Source organism: Lysobacter solisilvae (genome assembly GCF_016613535.2).
GTDB lineage: Bacteria > Pseudomonadota > Gammaproteobacteria > Xanthomonadales > Xanthomonadaceae > Agrilutibacter > Agrilutibacter solisilvae.
The window spans coordinates 2,055,833-2,071,980 of the sequence record NZ_CP071518.1 but is presented as its reverse complement, the minus strand read 5'-3'; the positions used below and the strand labels follow the sequence as shown (position 1 = coordinate 2,071,980).

Below are 16,148 nucleotides of genomic sequence, written 5' to 3'. Positions count from 1 at the left end.
CGGTGCTGCTGAAGAAGTTGTTGCGCGTGCGGCGGCCGCGGTTCTCGGCGCGCAGCAGCTCCGGCTCGGTCGCCAGGCCGATTTCGAACAGCGGCGTCTGGGTGCGGACGGTAAAGCCCAGCACGCTGAAGCGGTCGTCGATCGATTCGCGGTTGGCTCGAATGAGTGCCATGACAGACTCCTAACGGCGCTTGCGTGCGGTGATGACGGTGGGCGATTCGACGCGCACGGTCACCGGCGCGAGCGCGGCGGCCGCGGGCGCGTCCTCGATGACCGTGGAGATGCGTTCCCAGAAGCGCTGCTGCGCATCGATGCCGATGCCCTGCAGGTGGGGCTTCATGAATTCCTGGACGGCGTCCAGGTGGCGGAAGAACACCCGCTGCCCCGAGTCGACGTGCTCGACCGAGCCGCGCCATTCGCTGGCGGCACTCTCGCCGTCGCCCCGTTCGCACCAGATGCGAACGATGAATACGGCGGTGCGGTCTTCGAGCAGGGTCATGGTGCGGCGAGGTCCTTCGCCAGGCGTGAGCGCAGCCTGCACGGCCGGCATCACACGCCGGTCACCCGTGGATCACGCCTGTCTCACATCGGCGGAGCGGGCTGTGATGCAGCGGTGATCCGTGTGATGCCGGACCCGCGATCGGGCGGGCGCCCTGTGGGACGCACGCCGGCGCAGGGCTGCGCCAGCCGTAATGAATGGCTCGCGGGTACGCGGATGTGGGGTGCGGCTTCCCCCGCCCGGCGGGGAGCGGGGCTAGCGCGCCATGAGCTGCAGGCTCAGCTGCAACTGGGTGTCCGCGGTCGCCAGGCTGCGGCGCGCCGCATGGATGAGGCGATGGGCGGGTTCGTCACCCAGGTCCAGGGTGTGCTGGCGCGGATCGACCAGCGCCTGCCAGTCGGCGACTTCGGTGGCGTCCACCACGCGCGGCGGCGCCTGCATCGGGGCCGCGTCGGCCTGCACGGCGCCGATCGCGTTGTCGGCGATGCGCTGGTAGACGGCAAGCGTCTCGCGCATCGGCTGGATCGCCAGCTCCCGGCGCAGCAGCTCGCGGCAGTGCTCGAACTGGCGCAACGCCTGGGCGCGCTGCCCGTTGAGGACGAACAGCTGCATCAGGTCGCGATGCACGTCCTCGCGCAGGGCGTCGCTGTCGAGGATGGCCTGCGCGTAGCCGATGCCCAGGGCGTATTCGCGCCGGATCGTGGCCAGCTGCATCAGCCGCCCGAGCGCGTTGAGGTAATGCCGGCGGTGCTTCTCGCGCTGGCGCAGTGCCCAGTCGTCGGTCAGGTCGAGCAGGATGTCCGACTTGTACAGGGCCACGCCGTCTCGCAACTGCTGGATGTCGGCGTCGCTCAGCCGTTCGGTCGGCTTGCTCAGCCCGGGCTGCACCAGTCGCTCGAACTCGTCGACGTCCAGCCACACGCCCTCCGGGTTGAGCCCGATGGCGCCGCGGCGGTCGCACACCAGCAGGTCGCCGTGGCGCAGGGGCGGTTTCTCGATCATCCGCCGCAGCCGCCACAGGGCCGTGTTGAACGACCCGCTCGTGCCGGCCCCGCGTTCGGGCCACAGCGTGTCCTGCAACTCGGCGCGGCTGAAGTACCGCCCCTGCCCCAGCGCCAGGTAGGCGAGCAGGTGCGCACAGCGGCCACTGATGCCCTGCGCGCCCTCGGACATCCCCTCGGCGGCGATCGCCATCGAGCCGAACAGCCAGATCCTGAACATCCGTTTCCCTCCGGCATTCGTTCCGGCGCCGCTGGCATCGACACACCGCCTGGTGCGCGCCTGCCGGACGCGGATTCGATTGCTGCCCTCGACCGCTGCCTTCGCCCGCCGTCGGCGTGCACGTCGCGCGAAAGCGGGTGTCGTGTGTCGCATGAAACGGCGCCAAAGGAAACCCGTGGCCGAGGCAAGCCGCGCTGCCCGTTGATCAGATCGGGTGCGCCACGGCAGGCGGCAACGACGGCGGCAAGCAATACGTACCAATTTGGTGCAAGCCTGCCTGTCCGTTAAGCTGACCCCGGCAACGCCCGTAATCCATGGAGTTTCACGGCCCTGCGCGGCCACGGAGGCGTGATGAGCGGGTTATCCGGACGGATCCGAAAGGCGCGCAACCTCGCCAAGCTGTCGCAGGCGGAACTGGCCCGCCGCGTGGGCGTCAAGCGCAGCGCCGTCACCCAGTGGGAACATCCCACCGGCACCACCCCCAGCGTGGACCACCTGATCCAGATCGCGATGGAAACCGGCTCGCGTTTCGAGTGGCTCGCCACCGGACGCGGCGCCAGCCAGCTGGAGGAAGCCGAAGCTTCCACGGCGGTCATCGTCGACGATTACGCGCGCGACGAACACGAGAGCCTCGTCCTCGGCCAGATGCGCCAACTCTCGCCGAGCCGGCGCCGGCTGGCGTTGGACATCCTGCGCCTGCTGGCGCACTGAGTCGCTGGAATCGGCGCGAAACAAGCCGCCCAGGCCGGGCCGTTCGACGTGCGGCTCACCGTCGACCCGGCAATCCGCGCGGGCCCGCACCGGAGGCGCGCGCCGGCGTCCGTCACACTCCCTTGCGGCGCGTCCTCCTAGCCTGAGGGCGCCCCCCGACGAACAAGAGAGCGCCCCGACATGCCCCAGCTGCGCATGCGAGTGACCGGAAGCGAGGACGCCGCCCGCACCATCGCCAACCTGCTGTCCAGCATCGAAGGCATCGAGCACGTGGAAGAGGTGGCCGACCTGATGCCGCATCTGGACGACGACGACTCCAGTTCCGCGGGCCTGCCCGACGACCAGGGACCGGGCATCCACGAGCTGGAAATCGAGGCTCCCAACGACGCCACGGCCCGGAAGGTCCGCGAGGCCGTGGAAGCCCTGGCCTTCGAACTGGACGTACTGGTGGAATTCGAGTCCGACGCCGTCTGGGGCGAATAGCCCCCGCGCCCCTGGGCCCCGCACCCAATCCCCCGGCAGCCGCCCCGACTTGGACCAACGACCCGGGCGGATCGGCGCGCGGGACGCTATCCTCCGGCGGTCGCGGCCCCGTCCGCTCCAACCGCCCGAGATCCCATGCGACTTCGCCCGCTGTCCCTTGCCCTCGCCACCCTCATCGCCACCTCCGCCTGCCAGCAGAAGGCTCCCACGGCGCCCGTGGAAGCCCCCGCCGCCGCGCAGGTGTCCACCGCCCAGGCCGACGCGAAGTTCGCCGACCTGTCCAAGCGCTGGCTGGACGGCTCGATGGAACTGCAGCCGGTGGCGGCCACCCAGACCGGCAACCACGCCTTCGATGACCGCATCGACGACCTGAGTGCCGCCGGCCGCCAGAAGCTCGTCGATTTCAGCACGAAGATGCTGGCCGAACTGGACGCGCTGGACCTGACCAGGCTCTCTCGCGACAACCAGGTCGACGCCCTGATCCTGCGCAACCAGATCCGCTACGACATCTGGACCCTGCAGACGCTGCAGAGCTGGGCCTGGGACCCGCAGGTCTACAACTCGCTGGCCGGCGGCGCGCTGTACACGCTCATGGCGCGGGACTTCGCGCCGATGCCGCAGCGCCTCAAGGCAGCGACGGCGCGCATGGAGAAGATCCCGGCGCTGTTCCAGCAGATGCGCGAGAACATCGACCCCGCACGCGTGCCGGCCATCCACGCCGAAACGGTGAAGAAGCAGCACGCCGGCATCATGAGCATCGTCGATTCGATGATCGTGCCGGAAGCCAAGGCCCTCAGCGGCGCGGACCGAACGAAGCTGGACGCCGCGGTCACCACGCTGCGCACCGCCGCGGCCGAACACCAGAAGTGGCTGGACGAGACGCTGGTGCCCAACGCCAAGGGCGATTTCCGCATCGGCCAGCAGCTGTACGACGAAAAGCTCGCCTTTGCCCTGAACTCGCCGATGACGCGCCAGGACATCCGCCAGCGTGCCGAGGCGGCCATCACCGAAACGCGCAAGGAGATGTACGACATTTCCCGCAAGGTGCTGGCCGGCAAGCCCGGCGCGCCGGCGTCGATGCCCGACGCGCCCAGCGACGAAGAACAGCAGAAGACGATCGAGGCCGCGCTCGAACTGGCCTACGCGGACCGTCCGGCGCGCGACAAGGTCGTCGAGCTGGCCAAGGCGTCCACCGCCGAGGCGACAAAGTTCGCCCGCGAGAAGGACCTGGTCACCGTGCCCGACACGCCGGTGCAGATCATCCTGATGCCGGAATTCCAGCGCGGCGTGTCCGTGGCCTACTGCGACTCGCCCGGCCCGCTCGACAAGGGGCTGGACACGTTCTACGCGGTATCGCCGATCCCCGACGACTGGACGCCCGCGCAGGTCGATTCGTTCCTGCGCGAGTACAACACCCGCTCGATCCATGAGCTGAGCATCCACGAGGCGATGCCCGGCCACTACCTGCAGATCGCGCACGCCAACAAGCATCCGTCCGTGCTGCGCGCGGTGCTGGGCTCGGGCTCGTTCATCGAAGGCTGGGCGATGTACGCCGAGAAAGTCATGGCCGATGCCGGCTACATGGACAACGATCCGCTGATGCAGCTGATCCAGCGCAAGTGGGCGCTGCGTGCGTTCGCCAACGCGATCCTGGACCAGGCCATCCACGTCGACGGCATGAGCGAAGCCGACGCGATGAAGCTGATGACCGTCACCACGTTCCAGCAGGAACGCGAGGCGGCGGGCAAGTGGACGCGCGCGCGGCTCACCTCGGCGCAGCTGCCGACCTACTTCGTCGGCTACGCCGAGCACCTGGACCTGCGCCGCGAAATGGAAAAGCGCGACGGCGCCAAGTTCAACCTGAAGGCCTTCCACGACAAGGTGCTGTCCTTCGGTTCGCCCCCGGGCCGCTTCGCGCGCCAGCTGATGCTGGACGAACCGATCAAGTAACTGTCTGTTGCGTACCGGCCGGCCAGGTCCGCCTGGCCGGTCACGGATCCGGCCCGCAACGGGTACGGACCAGTCAACCCGCCAGCCGCCTGATGCTGGCTGGCACGCCGGCGGTCGAGGGCGCAGGATCGGGGTACCTCCGCCCTGCGCCCACGCCATGCGCTTCCTGACCCCCGCCCTTCTGCTGCTCGCCGCGCTGCTCGCCGGCTGTGCCCATCCGCCCCGCGCGGAGTCCCCGGCCGCCGTTGATCGGGCCGACGCGAATCCCGCCATGGTCGAGCTGGCCATCGTCGACACCACCGTGGTCGACGTGCGCAGCGGCGCCCTGCTCGCCCATCGCGACGTGTCGGTCGACCATGGCCGCATCGTCGCCATCGAACCCGCCGGCGCGGCCTCCGCGCGGCGGACCGTGGATGGCGCTGGACGCTTCCTGATTCCGGGCCTGTGGGACATGCACGTGCATTTCGGCGGCGGCGAGGCGCTGGTCGACGAGAATCGCGACCTGCTGCCCCTGTATGTCGCCCATGGCGTCACCACGGTGCGCGATGCGGCCGGCGACCTGAGCGGGCACGTGCTCCAGTGGCGTGACCAGATCGCGCGCGGGGAACTGCAGGGGCCGACGCTCTACACCTCGGGGCCGAAGATCGAAGGCAAGGGTTCGATCTGGCCCGGCGACTTGGAAGTCGCCAACCAGGCCGAACTGGACGCCGCCCTGGACCAGTTGCAGGCGCTGCACGTCGACTTCGTGAAGATCACCGACAACGCGCTGCCCACGCCACTGTTCGAAGCCGCGCTGCGCGGCGCCCGGCGTCGCGGCATGGTCACCTCCGCCCACATCCCGATGTCCCTGAGCCTGGACGCGGTGGCCGCCGACGGCCTGGGTTCGATCGAACACATGGGCTACGCGCTCAAGTCCGGCTCGCCGCGCGAAGACGAGATCAGCGCCCGCTCCGCCGACGGCACGCTGGCCTACCGCGACGCGCTGACGCTGGCGGCGGACACCTTCGACGAAACCCGCGCGCTGGCCGCCTACCGCCGCCTGGCCGCGCACGGGACCGCCATCACGCCCACCCTCTATGGCAGCCGCGTCACCGCCTACCTGGACCAGGTGGACCATCGTGGCGACGACTTCCTCGCCTACATCGGGCCCGGACTGAAGGCGACCTACAACTGGCGCGTGGAGCGCGCCGCCCGCGACGACGCCGCGGCCATCGCCGCCCGGCACCGGGTCTACGAACGCAGCGCTTCGCTGCTGCCGCTGCTGCAGCGCGCCGGCGTGACCGTGCTGATCGGCACCGACGTCGGCTTCCTCAACTCGTACAACTATCCCGGCATCGGGCTGCATGACGAGATGCGCGAGTACGTGCGCTACGGGCTGACCCCGCTGCAGACGCTGCAGTCGGCGACGCTGCGCAACGCCGGTTTCCTGGGCCATGGCGACGAATCGGGTGAGATCGCCGTGGGCAAGGTGGCCGACCTGGTCCTGCTGGATGCAGATCCGCTGCAGGACATCGAGGCCACGCGCCGCATCCAGGCCGTCGTGCTCAAGGGCGATTACCTCGACCGGGCCGCCCTGGACGCCCTGCTGGAGCAGGTGCGGGCACGCACCGCGCAGCGCGAGGCGACCTATCGCGCGCAACCTCCGGCGCCGTAGCCGGGCGAGGACGACCGGCGCCGCCGAGGGCGCCGATGCGTAACGCGGGAAGTCCCGGCGACCGGCCGTGCGCCTGCGCCCCCGTCGCGGGGGATTCAAGTCCGATCATCCCGGCACGATGCTGGCTGGGCCACGCCTCGCCCGGCGCGGCCACGCGTGCGTGCCTGAAAGGCATGCAGCCACGCGTGGCGCCGCGACGCCCACCCGTTTAACCTGACCCGGATTCGACATGACGCTCCCGCCTTCCCCCGTGGTTGACGTACGCGAGCGCAGCATGTCCCGTGCCCCAGGAGAACGGACTTCCATGCCCGCGAGCAAGCTGCCCGAGGACACTTTCGCCGGCGCCACGCCCGCCATCGACGGCATCCGGGTGGGCGTGGGCGGGTGGACCTATGCGCCCTGGCGCGACAACTTCTACCCGCCCAAGCTGGTGCAGCGCCGGGAACTGGAATACGCCAGCCGCCGGCTGAGCGCGATCGAGATCAACGGCACCTTCTACGGCGCGCAGAAGCCGTCCACGTACGCCAACTGGGCCGCGCAGACGCCCGAGGGCTTCGTGTTCTCGGTCAAGGCGCCCATGCGCATCGTCCAGTCGAAGGTGCTGGCCAAGGCCGCGGGCCAGGTCGAGGACTTCCTCGGCGGCATCGCCTCGCTGGGCGACCGCCTCGGCCCGGTGGTGTGGCAGTTCGAAACGCCCCGGCTGGACCGCGAGGATTTCACCACCTTCATTGCGCAGTTGCCCGCACAGGTTGACGGGCGGCGCGTGCGCCACGTGCTCGACGTGCGCGATTCGGCCTTCGTCGACGCGCGCTACGTGGCGCTGGCCCGGGAACACGGGGTGGCGACGGTATTCACCGATTCACGCGAGTTCCCGTCCTTCTCCGACATCACCGCCGACTTCGTCTACGCACGGCTGATGCGCTCGCGCAGCGAGTTCCCGGATGGCTACAGCGAGGACGAACTGGCCCACTGGGCCTCGCGTGCGCGCATCTGGGCACGCGGCGGCGTCCCCGACGACCTGCCGCGCATCAGCGCCAATGGCACTCCGCACGCGGAGGCGCGCGATGTCTTCGTCTTCTTCATCAGCGCAGCCAAGGAGCGCAATCCGGCTGCCGCGATGGCGCTGATCGAGCAGTTGCGGGCCACTAGCCGGCCGACGTGACCGTCCAGTGCGTCACCCGGGGCTCGAACTCGAGCAGGAAGTCCGCGTCCTGCGGGTAGTACTTCGCACGTAACAGGTCGTCGCCGGCGAAGGCGCGGATCGAAGCCTCGCCGTCCCAGTAGCTCAGCGTGAGGAAGTGGGCGATCCCGCTCTCGTCCCGGCGCAGCACCTGCGCGCCCAGGTTGCCCGGTGTGCCGCGGTAGTCGGGCATGGCGCGGGCCGCGAGGAAGCGCTCGTATTCGTCCGCCTGCGCGAGCGGCGTGCGGCCGTGCCAGAGGCGGGCGATCATCGTCAGGCGTTCCCGTCAGGCTCGCCTGCGGTCAGGCGCGCTTTCCTTCGGCCCTGCTTGCATCAGGCCGCCCAACGGCCGGCCGCTGGCTCATCGCCACGCTGCCCAGGATGAGCGCGGCCGAGATCGCCATGGTCCAGGTCAGCGGCTCGTCGAGCAGCATCCACGCCCAGGCCACGCCGAACACGGGAATGAGGTAGGTGACCGTGGACGCGCGGCTGGCGCCGATGCGCGCGATCAGCCGGTAGTACATGACGAAGGCCAGGCCGGTGCACAGCACGCCAAGCAGCGCGGCGCAGCCCCAGGACTTCAGCGGGATCGCATGCGCGGGCCAGGTCGCGATGGCGAAAGGCAGTGTGAGCAGCGTCGAGACGCCCAGCGTCGCCGCGGCGACCGCCGCCGGCGGCAGCCCCGTGAGGTGGCGGCGCACCAGGTTGATGCCAATGCCATACAGGAACGACGCGGCGCAGCCGGCCAGCACGGCCCAGCCGATGCTGGCGCCGGCCACCTTGCCGCTGGCCAGCACCACCACGCCCGCGAAGCCGGTGAACAGCGCGATGGCGCGCTGGGTGCCGATCTTTTCGCCGAAGAACATGAAACCCACGAGGGCGGTGAACAGCACGGTCATCGCGTTGGTGATGGCGCCCACGCCCGCCGGCGCGCGCTGGGCGGCCCAGGCGAACAGGATGAAGGGAATGGCCGAGTTGATCGCGCCGATCAGCGCCAGCTTGCCCCACAGGGCACGGCTGGCGAACTGGCGGCGCGCGCGCCACAGGAAGGGCAGCAGCACGAGCGAGCCCAGGCCCAGTCGCACCACCACCAGCGCGAACGCGCCGAAATCGTGGGCCGCCACGCGCATGAACAGGAACGAGGCGCCCCAGATCGCGCCGAGCGCGGCCAGTTCCAGCGGCGTAATCCAGGCGTTGCGCCGGGCGAGCGCATTGCCATCGAGGACGGGGGTGGACAGCGTGGTCATTGGAGATTCTCGCGTGCGGCGGAAGGACCAGGCGTGGGGCCCACGCCTGGATGCGCATTGCCTGATCGGTACATCCCTGATCGGTACATCCCTGATCGGTACATCCCTGATCGGTACATCGCTGATCGGTGATGCCGGTCGATGATCAACCCTGGCTTGAGTTGAACCGATGTGCGCGGTTTGCGGCTTCGCGCGCCGCACCCACGGCGGCCGGGTCCAGGTTGAACCCGAACAGCCGCACGCCGCTCTCGGTTCGCGGCCGGTGGCTGCTGCCGGGCAGGAAGCGGACGTAGGTACCGGCGCCATAGCGGGCGTGGCCTTCGATCACCTCGCCACTGACGACGTAGTAGTGCTCGCCGGTGTCGTGGTCGTCCACGTAGGGCCAGCTGCTGTCGGGCGCCATGTCGACGACCCACACCCGCACGCCGGGGTCGGAGGCCAGGTCGCGCCGGGTACAGCCGGGCCCGATGCGGATCGGATGGATGTCGTCGATGGCACTGGCCTGCAGCAGTGGTGCGATGGCGTCGAGTCGGCCCATGGCGCGGATTCCAGGCAAGGTGGGACGTGGGGGAGACGGTTGGCGGTGATGCGGGGCGCCAACCGGATGCGTCCATTCTGGGCTGACGGACCACATCCACAAGCGCATACTTTCTCCGGCAGGCACAAGCCAGATTTGCGGCTTGCCACGCCCTCGTCGCGGGCCACGCGCACTGCTTTCGCGCCTGCCCACGCGGCACCAGACAACGCCACACACCACCACGCCACCGGAGTCGCCATGGCCCTGCGCGCCGACCTGCTGCCCGCCCTCGCCGCCTTCGAGTCCGCCGCGCGCCACCAGAACTTCGCGCACGCCGCCGAGGAACTGCACCTCACCGCCAGCGCGGTCAGCCATCACGTGCGCAGGCTGGAATCGCGGCTGGGCGTGGTGCTGTTCCAGCGGCATGCGCGCGGCGTGTCGCTCACCGCGCAGGGCCGGCAGCTGGCCGACGCCGCCGGCAGTGCGATGGCCGACATGGAGAGCGTGGTGCGCACGCTGCGCGTCACGCGCGACGAGCGCGACCGCGTGCACGTGACGACGCTGCATTCGCTCACCTACACCTGGCTGCAGCCCCGCCTGCCGCAGTTCGCCGCCCAGTATCCGGACGTGCGCCTGACCGTCGACACCGAAGTCGCGCTCACGCGCTTCGACGACGGCGGCCCCGACTTGGGCATCCGCCACGGCGCAGGGCATTGGCCGGGCCTCACCGCGCACCACCTGATGGACGATTACCTGTACCCGGTCGCCTCGCCTTCGCTGGCCGGGCTGGAGAAGATCCGCAGCCCGGCCGACATCGCGCGGCTGCCGCTGGTCACCGACCTGGCTCGGCAGGGCTGGCTGGACTGGTTCCGCGCCGCCGACGTGCACGCGATCTCGGTCGAGGAGCGCTTCCGTTTCAGCGACAGCACGGCGGCGCTCAATGCCGCGGTGCACCGCCTGGGCGCGGCGCTGGCCCGCGACAAGCTCGCCACGCCCTACCTGGCCGCCGGCGTGCTGCAACGCCTGCCCGGACCCGCGCTCAAGGCGCGCTGGGGGTATTACGTCGTCTATCCCAGCCACAAGCGCCTCAAGCCGGCCGCGCGCGCGTTCGTCGACTGGCTGCTGGCCCTGCCGCAGGACGCCGCGCCGGTCTAGCGCGTCCGACCGCGCGGCTTGCGCGCCGCGGGCTTCTTTACCGGCTTGCGCAGCGCCGCCTCGATGGCACGACGCGCCCACGGCTGCATGGCCTGCGGCGAGTCCATGGCGTCCTCGGGGACCGACCAGTAGCTCATGGTCAGCGGCTTGTCCGTCAGACCATAGACGTACGGCGCGCAGCCGGCGGCCTCGAAGTCGGGCTGGGTGTGGGCGTCGACCTTGAGATAGAGCGCGTCCTCGATGAACACCCCGACGAGCAGGCCATCCAGGTACAGCCCATGGCCGCCGAACATGGCACGCGCGGTCAAGGTGCCCATCGGCGCGAACAGGTCGCGCAGGTGACCGATCAGGTCGGCGCTCATCGCGATGCGACCGTGGCGACCGTGGCCGGTGCAGCGATCACGGCACGGCCTTCAGCGTGGCGCGCAGGCCCGGCAGCAGGCGTGCGCGCAAGGCCTCGTCGCCGTGTTCCTGCACCAGCACATACAGCGCTGTCATGAAGGCCACCGTGTCGTGCCGTCGCGCGAGTCCCGCCTCGCTGAGGAAGGCCGCGTCCCAGCCCGGCAATGGCGCCGGCGTCGCGAGACGGGCGAACCATGCGTCCCAGTCGGCGGTGTCATGCAGGCCGCGCTGGGCGATGTAGTACGCCGCGCGGGCCAGGCGCATGGACTCCCCGTGGACGTAGGACGGATTCGCGGCCGGGGCGACCTGCACCGCCACCGCTTCGCGCAGGCGTGCGAGCTGCGCGCGGTCCAGCTTCGGATTGAGCGCCAGCTGCAGCACGAGGTCCGCGCCGTGCGCGACCCCGTGCCGCCAGCCCTGTCCGTCGATGAAACCCCGATAGTCGCGCACGCCGGACAGGTAGCCGGCGGCATCGGTGACCAGCGCATCGCGCTGCGCGTCGCTCATCCACGCGGCGATGCGATCGGTACGGGCGAGCTCCGACAGCACGAGGGCCGCGAACGGCGGCGCGAATCCCCGCGGATCGGGCGCCTGCAGCATCGCGGTCAGCCGGGCCCGCAGGGACTGCAGGGTCGCCGCATCCAGTTTCGACTCCCGCATCCATGTGCTCAGCGCCTCGTAGGCGATGCCGTCGCGCAGCTGCGGGTCGGGATCGGCCAGGCAGTCGAGCAGGGCCAGCGCCAGCGCGTTGCGGGTGGACGCCGTTTCGATGGCAAAGCCTGCGGCCTTCAGCGCGCCCCGCGCACCGGCGTCATGTCCGGCCGGCGGGCAGCTGGCCAGCGCCGCGCCGCTCCACAAGGTCAGGGCCAGCAGGGCCGCGGATCTGCGCATCGCCGTGTCTCCGGTGCTCATGCCCGGTGCGGGCGGTTGAGCGGATTCTGTCACGCACGGCGCCGGGGATTTGCCGCATCCGGCCACGCGGCGACGTCATCGGTCCGGCACGCCTCCAGACCCGATAATGCCCGCATGGCCCTGACCGACTCCCGCAAGGCATACCTGCAGATCCACTTCTGCGTCGTGCTGTGGGGCTTCACCGCGATCCTGGGCAAGATGATCTCGCTGCCGGCGCTGCCGCTGGTGTGGTGGCGCCTGGTGATCGTGCTGGCCGCCCTGGCGCTGGTGCCGCGCGTGTGGCGCGGCCTGCGGGCGATGACGGCGCGGCTGCGCTGGGCCTATGCCGGCATCGGGGCGCTGGTGGCGCTGCACTGGCTGACCTTCTACGGCGCCATCAAGCTCTCCAACGCGTCGGTCGGCGTGACCTGCATCGCGCTGGGCACCGTGTTCGTGGCCCTGCTCGAGCCCTGGCTCGCGCGCAGCCGCTTTTCCAAGCGCGAACTGGCGCTGGGCGTGCTGGTGCTGCCCGGCGTCGTGCTGGTGGTGGGCGGCGTCCCCGCAGGCATGCACGACGGCATCATCGTCGGCACCATCTCCGCCGTGCTGGTGGCCCTGTTCGGCTCGCTCAACAAGCGCCTGGTCGAACATGGCGACCCGCTCGCCGTCACCGCGATCGAGCTGGGCGCCGGCGCGCTGGTGCTGACCGCGCTGGCGCCGGTGATGCCCACGCTCTTCCCCGCCTTCGCCGGCGACCTGCTGGTGATGCCCGGGCCGCGCGATGCCTGGCTGCTGCTGGCCCTCTCCCTGGCCTGCACGCTGCTGCCCTTCACCCTGTCGCTGATCGCGCTGCGCCACATGAGCGCGTTCGCCCAGCAGCTGGCGGTCAACCTGGAGCCGGTCTACGCGATCGTCCTGGCCATCGCGCTGCTGGGCGAGCAGCGCGAGCTCAGCGGCCAGTTCTACCTCGGCGTGGCGGTGATCCTGGCCGCGGTGTTCATCCATCCGCTGCTGGGGCGGCCGCGGCCCCTGCAGGCCGACGTGCTGGCCACCTCCGAGGCCAAGGGCGCCGCGGACTAGCGGACCCGCTCGCGCCCCACGCCCGGTCCGCCGCGTCCGGCATGCACCGATTCACCCGTTGCCCCCGTTCACCCGGGTGCACCGGCGCGGCGCCGGGGTATGCTCGCCGCTCGCCCGACCACCGGATCCCGCCTTCGCATGTATCTCGAGCACTACGGCCTGAAGGAGGCTCCGTTCTCGATCACCCCCGATCCCCGTTTCGTGTTTCTCAGCGAGCGGCACCGGGATGCGCTGGCGCACCTGCTGTTCGGCATCGGCCAGGGCGGCGGCGGCGGCTTCGTGCAGCTGACCGGCGAGGTCGGCACCGGCAAGACCACGCTCAGCCGGCTGCTGCTGGAACAGATTCCCGACAACACGCGGGTCGCGCTGGTGCTCAACCCGCGCCTGTCGCCCGAGGAACTGCTGGAAACCATCTGCGAGGAGCTGCACCTCCCGGTCGAAGGTCGCCGCGGCAGCATCAAGGCACTCACCGACGCGCTCAACGCCTACCTGCTGGACGCGTACGCGCAGGGCCTGCGGGTCGTGCTGATCATCGACGAGGCGCAGAACCTGTCGACGCCGGCGCTGGAACAGGTGCGCCTGCTGACCAACCTGGAAACCCACACCCAGAAGCTGCTGCAGATCATCCTGCTCGGGCAGCCGGAACTGCGTGACCTGCTCGCCCGCCCGGAACTGCGCCAGCTGGCCCAGCGCATCACCGCGCGCTACCACCTCACCCCGCTGGACGCGGCCGAGACCACCGGTTACCTGCGCCACCGCTATCGCGTCGCCGGCGGGCAGCACCTGCCCTTCGACACCGCCGCGATCGCGCGCCTGCACCGGCACTCCGGCGGCGTCCCGCGGCTGATCAACGTCATCGCCGAACGCGCCCTGCTGGGCGGCTACGCGCACGACGACACGCGCATCGACGCGCGCACGGTCGATCGCGCCGCGCGCGAGACGCTGGCGCCGGCAATCTCGTCGCGCACCTGGCGCCGGGCCGGACCCGTGCTCGCGGCCGCCGGATTGGCAGCGGCCGCGCTGGTCACCCTGGCCGCCGGCATGTGGTCGCGCGGCCCCGGCACGCCGCGCGCTTCCGACGCCCGCGGCAACGCCGGCGCCATCGCCGTCAGCCATCGTCGCGAAGAAGTCCGGCGCGGCCGCGCGCGTGGACGCGGAGGCGTTGCAGGCCCTGATCGACGCCGCCGCCGCACAGAGTGAGCACGCCCCCTGGGCCTACCTGCTGGAGCTGTGGTCGCAACCCAATCCCGCGGCAGCCGCGCGCGCCGCCGCCGGCTGCGCGTTCGCGCAGGCCGACGGCCTCTATTGCGTGCGTGGCCTGGCCCGCCTGGATCGCCTGGTCGCGCTCGAACGCCCCGTGCTGCTGCGCCTGCGCGCCGGCCCGGCCCAGGCCTGGGCGGTCCTGCTCGGCGCCGATTCCCGACGGGTGCGCGTCTGGCTCGGTGGCCGCCGCGTCGAGATCGACCGCATCACCCTGCCCCGGCACTGGAACGGCGAGTACGCCGCGCTGTGGCGTGGCCCCACCGGGCTGACCCTGCCGCTGGGCGCCGACAGCGCGCGCCTGGCCTGGCTGCAGCGCGAGCTGGGGCCGGGTTACGTGGCCCAGGCCGGAGCCGCGGATGACGCGACCTTGCAGGCCGCCGTGCGCCGCCTGCAGGCCGATCGCGGACTCGCGGTCGACGGCGTTCCCGGCCCGGAGACACTGATGGCGCTGGCCGCCGACGATGGCCCGGGTCCTCGCCTGGCCGAGAGGCTGGACTAGCCATGTCGCTGATCCTGGAAGCCCTGCGCAAGTCCGAAGCCGAGCGCCGTCGCGGCGCCTCGCCCGACCTGCTCACCCCCGTCGTCAACGTCGCGCCCACGGCCACCCGCGCCTGGGCCCCGGTGGGCCATGCCCGCCGGCGTCGCCGCCGCGCTGCTGGTCGCGCTGGGTGGTGCCGCGCTCTGGCGGATGCGCGATGCGCCGGCACCGGTCAGCCCCGTGACGACCACGCCGGCGCAAGCATCTGCAGACACGGCCGGCCAGTCGCCCGCGCCAGCGCGCACGCCGCGGCCAGCGGCGACCACCACGGCCATCGCCATGCCACCGCCCGCCGCGCCGCCGGCACCGGCGACGACGCAGTCCGCACCCGCGGCCAGCGACGCCGTGGTCGCGCCGCAGACGCCGGCCGCGGGGGCAGCCCACACCGCCGCCCATGCCGGCCTCGCCCGCGACCGTCTCGCCGCCGCCCCCCATCACCGCGCCGCCCGCCGCGCCTGTGTCCAGCGAGTTCATCAGCCCGCAGGCCACGATCCGCCTGGCCGACCTGTCCCCCGAGGAACGCAGCCAGTTGCCCGCGCTCAAGGTGAGCATGCACATGTGGGCACCCGCCGCGGCCGACCGCTTCGTCATCATCGACGGCACGCGGCTGGCCGAAGGCGACCGCGTCGCCGATGCGACCATCCAGGCGATCCAGGCCGACGGCGTCACCCTGGCCTGGCGCGGTCGGCAGATCCGCTTGCCGATCCGCTGAGGCCTGCGACGCGGTCGCGATCGACCGGCGCTCGTGCCGAGCGGGAGAACCAGCGGCTCGGTGGCGATCGATGCGTGGCCCGCGCGGCTGGTTTCGGCGCGGATGACTTCGACCCGTCCGATTACGGCGCGGCTACTTCCGCCCCGGCCCCATCGCATCGCCATCCTTCGCGAACGCCGGCGGGTAATAGAAGTTGAGCGTCTTCAACAGCGTGCGTCCGGTGTTGCGCACCTGGTGCCGTTCCCCCCTTCTCGATCACCAGCAACATGCCGGCCTTCAGGGGCACACGCGTGCCGTCGACCGTGGCCACCCCGGTGCCGGACACCACGAACAGCCACTGGTCCGCGCCGCGATGGCGATTGTCCTCGTCGCCCTCGGTATCACCGGGCGCCAGCACCATCTCCGCCGCCTGCGCCCTGCGCACATTGAATGCGACGCGGAACCCCTTGCCAAAGCGAAGTGACTTGCGCTGCATGGCGATCTCCCGGAAGCACCCGGTTCCACCCTGCGGCAGGCGACGTCAATGCGAGGACAAGAATCGACGGCGCCGGTTGAGCGCTGGCCCGGGCCTGTCAGACGCGGCCGGAGCCTCGGCCCGCGGAACGCGTGAGTCGCGCTCGCGCCGCGAGCCACCTGGGCTTGAAC

Annotated in this window: 18 protein-coding genes and 1 pseudogene; 10 read left to right on the top strand and 9 right to left on the bottom strand. The window is 71.0% G+C overall.

Features of this window, described 5'->3' with window-relative positions; genetic code table 11:
• Positions 1-181: 181 nt before the first annotated feature.
• Positions 182-499, bottom strand: coding sequence for a hypothetical protein (locus I8J32_RS09225; RefSeq protein ID WP_200611174.1), 318 nt, complete (start codon positions 497-499; stop codon positions 182-184).
• A gap of 255 nt (positions 500-754) precedes the next feature.
• Positions 755-1,720 (bottom strand): AfsR/SARP family transcriptional regulator, encoded by a 966-nt coding sequence (locus I8J32_RS09220; protein WP_200611172.1) that lies wholly within the window; start codon positions 1,718-1,720, stop codon positions 755-757.
• A 351-nt stretch (positions 1,721-2,071) separates the two neighbouring features.
• Here I8J32_RS09220 and I8J32_RS09215 point away from each other — a divergent pair, with 351 nt between their 5' ends.
• The 5 genes from I8J32_RS09215 (at position 2,072) to I8J32_RS09195 (ending at position 7,680) form a co-directional block, all read left to right on the top strand.
• Positions 2,072-2,431, top strand: coding sequence for a helix-turn-helix transcriptional regulator (locus tag I8J32_RS09215; RefSeq protein ID WP_200611170.1), 360 nt, complete (start codon positions 2,072-2,074; stop codon positions 2,429-2,431).
• A 180-nt stretch (positions 2,432-2,611) separates the two neighbouring features.
• Positions 2,612-2,914, top strand: a complete 303-nt coding sequence (locus I8J32_RS09210; protein ID WP_200611168.1) for a hypothetical protein — start codon at positions 2,612-2,614, stop codon at positions 2,912-2,914.
• 135 nt (positions 2,915-3,049) lie between these two features.
• A complete protein-coding gene (locus tag I8J32_RS09205) occupies positions 3,050-4,864 on the top strand; it encodes a DUF885 domain-containing protein (RefSeq protein WP_200611166.1) in 1,815 nt (604 codons plus the stop codon).
• A 157-nt stretch (positions 4,865-5,021) separates the two neighbouring features.
• A complete protein-coding gene (locus I8J32_RS09200; RefSeq protein WP_207526519.1) occupies positions 5,022-6,518 on the top strand; it encodes an amidohydrolase family protein in 1,497 nt (498 codons plus the stop codon).
• 304 nt (positions 6,519-6,822) lie between these two features.
• Positions 6,823-7,680, top strand: coding sequence for a DUF72 domain-containing protein (locus I8J32_RS09195; RefSeq protein ID WP_200611155.1), 858 nt, complete (start codon positions 6,823-6,825; stop codon positions 7,678-7,680).
• On the opposite strand, the gene I8J32_RS09190 is transcribed toward I8J32_RS09195, so the two are convergent.
• The 3 genes from I8J32_RS09190 to I8J32_RS09180 form a co-directional block, all read right to left on the bottom strand.
• A complete protein-coding gene (locus I8J32_RS09190) occupies positions 7,664-7,969 on the bottom strand; it encodes an antibiotic biosynthesis monooxygenase family protein (protein WP_200611152.1) in 306 nt (101 codons plus the stop codon). The genes I8J32_RS09195 and I8J32_RS09190 overlap by 17 nt on opposite strands.
• Positions 7,970-8,000: 31 nt before the next feature.
• Positions 8,001-8,945: a DMT family transporter gene (locus tag I8J32_RS09185; RefSeq protein ID WP_200611151.1), complete on the bottom strand. Its 945-nt coding sequence runs from the start codon at positions 8,943-8,945 to the stop codon at positions 8,001-8,003.
• Positions 8,946-9,090: 145 nt separating this feature from the next.
• Positions 9,091-9,483, bottom strand: a complete 393-nt coding sequence (locus tag I8J32_RS09180; protein ID WP_200611150.1) for a cupin domain-containing protein — start codon at positions 9,481-9,483, stop codon at positions 9,091-9,093.
• Positions 9,484-9,720: 237 nt separating this feature from the next.
• Between I8J32_RS09180 and I8J32_RS09175 the strand changes: the two genes are divergently transcribed.
• A complete protein-coding gene (locus I8J32_RS09175; protein ID WP_200611149.1) occupies positions 9,721-10,617 on the top strand; it encodes a LysR substrate-binding domain-containing protein in 897 nt (298 codons plus the stop codon).
• Here I8J32_RS09175 and I8J32_RS09170 read toward each other — a convergent pair.
• Together I8J32_RS09170 and I8J32_RS09165 are read right to left on the bottom strand one after the other, a co-directional pair.
• On the bottom strand, positions 10,614-10,979 hold the full coding sequence (locus I8J32_RS09170; protein ID WP_200611147.1) for a TfoX/Sxy family protein: 366 nt from the start codon (positions 10,977-10,979) through the stop codon (positions 10,614-10,616). The two genes, I8J32_RS09175 and I8J32_RS09170, sit on opposite strands and share 4 nt — an antisense overlap.
• Before the next feature lie 37 nt (positions 10,980-11,016).
• Positions 11,017-11,910, bottom strand: a complete 894-nt coding sequence (locus tag I8J32_RS09165; protein ID WP_200611146.1) for a DUF2785 domain-containing protein — start codon at positions 11,908-11,910, stop codon at positions 11,017-11,019.
• 135 nt (positions 11,911-12,045) lie between these two features.
• On the opposite strand from I8J32_RS09165, the gene I8J32_RS09160 reads away from it, so the two are divergent.
• The 3 genes from I8J32_RS09160 (at position 12,046) to I8J32_RS09150 (ending at position 14,752) form a co-directional block, all read left to right on the top strand.
• On the top strand, positions 12,046-12,990 hold the full coding sequence (locus tag I8J32_RS09160; protein WP_200611143.1) for a DMT family transporter: 945 nt from the start codon (positions 12,046-12,048) through the stop codon (positions 12,988-12,990).
• Positions 12,991-13,128: 138 nt separating this feature from the next.
• Positions 13,129-14,190, top strand: coding sequence for an ExeA family protein (locus I8J32_RS09155; RefSeq protein ID WP_207526518.1), 1,062 nt, complete (start codon positions 13,129-13,131; stop codon positions 14,188-14,190).
• A complete protein-coding gene (locus I8J32_RS09150; RefSeq protein ID WP_207526517.1) occupies positions 14,153-14,752 on the top strand; it encodes a peptidoglycan-binding protein in 600 nt (199 codons plus the stop codon). The genes I8J32_RS09155 and I8J32_RS09150 overlap by 38 nt, the downstream gene beginning before the upstream one ends.
• Here I8J32_RS09150 and I8J32_RS09145 read toward each other — a convergent pair.
• The gene (locus tag I8J32_RS09145) at positions 14,749-15,177 is read right to left on the bottom strand and encodes a hypothetical protein (protein WP_207526516.1); all 429 of its coding nucleotides are present in this window, start codon (positions 15,175-15,177) and stop codon (positions 14,749-14,751) included. The two genes, I8J32_RS09150 and I8J32_RS09145, sit on opposite strands and share 4 nt — an antisense overlap.
• Positions 15,178-15,185: 8 nt before the next feature.
• Between I8J32_RS09145 and I8J32_RS09140 the strand changes: the two genes are divergently transcribed.
• The gene (locus I8J32_RS09140) at positions 15,186-15,503 is read left to right on the top strand and encodes a general secretion pathway protein GspB (RefSeq protein ID WP_207526515.1); all 318 of its coding nucleotides are present in this window, start codon (positions 15,186-15,188) and stop codon (positions 15,501-15,503) included.
• 132 nt (positions 15,504-15,635) lie between these two features.
• On the opposite strand, the pseudogene I8J32_RS09135 reads toward I8J32_RS09140, so the two are convergent.
• A pseudogene (locus I8J32_RS09135) lies at positions 15,636-15,978 on the bottom strand (cupin domain-containing protein).
• Positions 15,979-16,148: the final 170 nt, after the last annotated feature.